The sequence below is a fragment of the Halomonas sp. NO4 genome, assembly GCF_010994375.1.
In the GTDB taxonomy this organism is placed as follows: domain Bacteria; phylum Pseudomonadota; class Gammaproteobacteria; order Pseudomonadales; family Halomonadaceae; genus Halomonas.
On record NZ_WHMA01000077.1, the window covers coordinates 1 to 4,107 of the forward strand.

Here is a 4,107-nt window from a genome sequence, read left to right on the forward strand (position 1 = left end):
AACCGAGAATGCCGGTCACGCTCTCAACGCTCTGGCAGCGAGAGCGGGAAGCCCCGCATCCATGCGCAGCATGATGCGCGGGAGCATTCACGCCTTGGCGCACAGCGCCATTGCTCAGCCCAGCAGCCTGACATGGACCGTGACCTCCTCACGGTCATGGTAGAGATGCCGGCAGGCGATCGCCGCCCGGACGCCGGCTTCTTCCAGGGAGGAGCTCAGGTCCGCAAGGCAGCCTGACACCGTTTCCCAACGGCGTTTCATGGGCAGCTTGAGATTGAAGATGGCCTCGCGGCACCAGCGCCGCACCAGCCAGCGCTCCATCATGGCCGTGACCCGTGCCGGCTTGTCGACGATGTCACACACCAGCCAGTCCAGCCGATACGGCGGCTCCCAGACGAAGCCATCCGCACGCAGGTGCTCCACCAGCCCGGTGGCCATCAATCCCTTGTCCATGGGGCCGTTGTCGATGGCGAAGACATGCATGCCACGCTGCACCAGCTGCCAGGTCCAGCCCCCGGGGGCCGCGCCCAGATCGGCGGCCTGCATGCCCTCGCCAAGGCGCTCTGGCCACTCGTCCCGCGGCACGAAGGCGTGCCACGCCTCTTCCAGCTTCAACGTCGAACGGCTCGGGGCCTGCTGGGGAAACTTGAGACGGCGGATGCCCCCGGGAAGATCGCTGCGGTTGCCGGGAAAGCTCATCCCCAGCTGTACCCGGTCACCGGCGCTCCACAGCAGATGCAGCCGCCGACCGCCCGCCTTGCGGCGCAAGGCGCCGCGCTTCCTGAGCAGCGACTCCAGCGGACGTGCCAGGGCCTTGATCAATCCCGACAGGGCCTTGCCGTCGTTGGTGTCGGGAGTCTCGTGCCACACCGACTCGCAACTCCAGCCACTGGCGAGCACCTGCTCGATAATCGGCGTCAGGCGGTCATCACGCGACAGGCTCAGCGGCGGCAACCCCACCAGGCACTGCCGCGCAAACACCAGTGCGTCTAGCCGCAGCGCCTGGTGCAAGGGATTGATCGGCTGCCCGTCACTGAGCCGGAAGTTCACATAGCCGGCCATGGCGTCCATTTCGGCCTCTCCGTCCCACCCCAGATCACTGGCGCGCTCCGTGACCTCGGCAGCCAAATCGGCCTCGAAGCCGGGACGACAATAGAGCAACAGTCGTTTCGGGATCAGTGCGGCGCTCTGGCGCGATGCAGTCGGCATATCAGCGCCTCTTTTCCGACGTGTGGTGGGACTCGCGCTGTCGAGCACCGCCCAGGGCCTCGATGTCCTGCAATTGCACGTTCAGGGCGTTGGTCGACAACAACACCTCCCACAGCGAATAGACCAGCGAGATCGACAGGGTGATCAGGCTGGCACCGAAGAGGATCAAGCCCAGGAGTTCCAGCGACAGGAAGAGCGCGAACATCGACAGGGTACAGAGCAGAAAGCTCAGCACCCCGGCCACCTGCATGCGCTTGGTGAGGGAAATACGCTTGCGCAGCATCTGGATCTGACGCGCTGTCACATCCTGGTGCTGGCTCCGCTCCTCCTCCGCCAGCTTGCGAATCAGCTGAGCCAGCACGAGGAAACGGTTGGTGTAAGCGAGCAACAGCAGCGATATGGCAGGGAACAGCAAGGCCGGCGTCGTCAGGGTCACGGCGAGAAGGCTCCATCAGTACAACCAACCCCATGATACCAGCGCCCATCCAGGCCCGTCCCTTGCAGCGTCATCCACTCTCCTCCACGTCCCATCCAGCAAGGCAGCGACCTTTCATGATGATCGCCGATGCAAACAAGCCCCGGGGCGCATGCGACCGAGGCTTGTATCGATAGGCCCCCAGGCCGTGTTGTGCATCGCACAGCCCAAGGGGCATGGCATCGAGAATCAGGTGTAGGGCAGAAAGCCACGGCGAGCCTGAGCCCGGCACTGGATCTCGGCAAGCTTGATTACGCCATTCCAGCACCGGCGCAGGAAGGGCTTGGAAACCGATGGACGGGCGGCGCTCCGATCCCAGATCGTCGGGAAGGTCATCTTGGCATTGCTCATGGGATATCTCACATCGCTTGGTATGTTGCAATGCATTATACCTTAGTCTACATCCTAAAGTCTAATTATTAGCTCCTGACGGCAAACCGTACGGGCAACCCAAAAAAGCAAAACCCCGAGCTCGTATGAGCCCGGGGTTTCGGGATAAGGTGCCTGACGATGACCTACTCTCGCATGGGGAAGCCCCACACTACCATCGGCGCTGAGCGGTTTCACTGCTGAGTGCGGCATGGGATCAGGTGGTTCCCGCTCGCTGTGGTCGTCAGGCGAAAAAGCGTGAATCATGCCGACCGGACCGTCTCGTCGTATCCGTCATCGTGCGCGTCATGCGCAGACCCCTTGGGGTTATATGGTCAAGCCTCACGGGCCATTAGTACCGGTTAGCTCAACGCCTTGCAGCGCTTCCACACCCGGCCTATCCACCAGCTGGTCTTGCTGGGCCCTTCAGGAGGCTCGAGGCCTCGGGGAGATCTCATCTTGAAGGGGGCTTCCCGCTTAGATGCCTTCAGCGGTTATCCCGTCCGCACATAGCTACCCGGCAGTGCCACTGGCGTGACAACCGGAACACCAGAGGTGCGTCCACTCCGGTCCTCTCGTACTAGGAGCAGCCCTTCTCAAATCTCCAACGCCCACGGCAGATAGGGACCGAACTGTCTCACGACGTTCTAAACCCAGCTCGCGTACCACTTTAAATGGCGAACAGCCATACCCTTGGGACCGACTTCAGCCCCAGGATGTGATGAGCCGACATCGAGGTGCCAAACACCGCCGTCGATGTGAACTCTTGGGCGGTATCAGCCTGTTATCCCCGGAGTACCTTTTATCCGTTGAGCGATGGCCCTTCCATACAGAACCACCGGATCACTAGAACCTACTTTCGTACCTGCTCGACGTGTCTGTCTCGCAGTCAAGCACCCTTATGCTCTTGCACTCATTGCACGATTTCCGACCGTGCTGAGGGTACCTTCGTGCTCCTCCGTTACGCTTTGGGAGGAGACCGCCCCAGTCAAACTACCCACCACACACTGTCCTCACACCGGATCACGGTGCCAAGTTAGAACGCCAATGATGCCAGGCTGGTATTTCAAGGTCGGCTCCACCCGAACTGGCGTCCGGGTTTCCAAGCCTCCCAGCTATCCTACACAAGCAACATCAGCGTCCAGTGTGAAGCTATAGTAAAGGTTCACGGGGTCTTTCCGTCTAGCCGCGGGTACACCGCATCTTCACGGCGATTTCAATTTCACTGAGTCTCGGGTGGAGACAGCGTGGCCATCATTACGCCATTCGTGCAGGTCGGAACTTACCCGACAAGGAATTTCGCTACCTTAGGACCGTTATAGTTACGGCCGCCGTTTACCGGGGCTTCGATCAGGAGCGTCGCTTGCGCTAACACCATCACTTAACCTTCCGGCACCGGGCAGGCGTCACACCCTATACGTCCGCTTACGCGTTGGCAGAGTGCTGTGTTTTTAATAAACAGTTGCAGCCACCTGGTATCTTCGACCGGTTCGGGCTCCGGCAGCAAGTGCCTTCACCCTAAGCCGGCGTGCCTTCTCCCGAAGTTACGGCACCATTTTGCCTAGTTCCTTCACCCGAGTTCTCTCAAGCGCCTGGGGATTCTCACCCTGACCACCTGTGTCGGTTTGGGGTACGGTCTCACGGTATCTGAAGCTTAGAGGCTTTTCCTGGAAGCGTGGCATCGATGACTTCCAGCCCGTGGGCTGTTCGTCTCGTCTCTCGGCCGTGAGGGACCGGATTTGCCTGACCCCTCAGCCTACTGACTTTCACCAGGACTACCAACGCCTGGCTCACCTAGCCTTCTTCGTCCCCCCATCGCAATACCGTGAGGTACGGGAATATTGACCCGTTTCCCATCGACTACGCCTTTCGGCCTCGCCTTAGGGGCCGACTCACTCTGCTCCGATTAGCGTCGAACAGAAACCCTTGGTCTTCCGGCGGGGGCGTTTTTCACGCCCCTTGTCGTTACTCATGTCAGCATTCGCACTCGTGATACCTCCAGCCGACCTCTCGATCGACCTTCATCGGCCTACACGACGCTCCTCTACCGCGTG

At 60.7% G+C, this 4,107-nt stretch carries 3 protein-coding genes and 2 rRNA genes; all 5 read right to left on the reverse strand.

The genetic code is table 11. The features are described from left to right. Nucleotides 1-114: 114 nt before the first annotated feature. The gene (gene rlmM, locus FEF15_RS19090; protein ID WP_163561050.1) at nt 115-1,209 is read right to left on the reverse strand and encodes a 23S rRNA (cytidine(2498)-2'-O)-methyltransferase RlmM; all 1,095 of its coding nucleotides are present in this window, start codon (nt 1,207-1,209) and stop codon (nt 115-117) included. Nucleotide 1,210: 1 nt separating this feature from the next. Continuing rightward, on the reverse strand, nt 1,211-1,645 hold the full coding sequence (locus FEF15_RS19095; RefSeq protein ID WP_163561052.1) for a DUF2721 domain-containing protein: 435 nt from the start codon (nt 1,643-1,645) through the stop codon (nt 1,211-1,213). A 228-nt stretch (nt 1,646-1,873) separates the two neighbouring features. After that, the gene (locus tag FEF15_RS19100) at nt 1,874-2,035 is read right to left on the reverse strand and encodes a hypothetical protein (protein WP_163561054.1); all 162 of its coding nucleotides are present in this window, start codon (nt 2,033-2,035) and stop codon (nt 1,874-1,876) included. A gap of 151 nt (nt 2,036-2,186) precedes the next feature. Next, nucleotides 2,187-2,302 (reverse strand): 5S ribosomal RNA (gene rrf, locus FEF15_RS19105). Between the two features lie 82 nt (nt 2,303-2,384). Next, a 23S ribosomal RNA gene (locus FEF15_RS19110) occupies nt 2,385-4,107 on the reverse strand; the annotation flags it as partial.

Bases quoted from the DNA above. Each gene is read 5' to 3' on its own strand.
- rlmM (WP_163561050.1), bottom strand. From the start codon at position 1,209: ATGCCGACTGCATCGCGCCAGAGCGCCGCACTGATCCCGAAACGACTG.
- FEF15_RS19100 (WP_163561054.1), bottom strand. From the start codon at position 2,035: ATGAGCAATGCCAAGATGACCTTCCCGACGATCTGGGATCGGAGCGCC.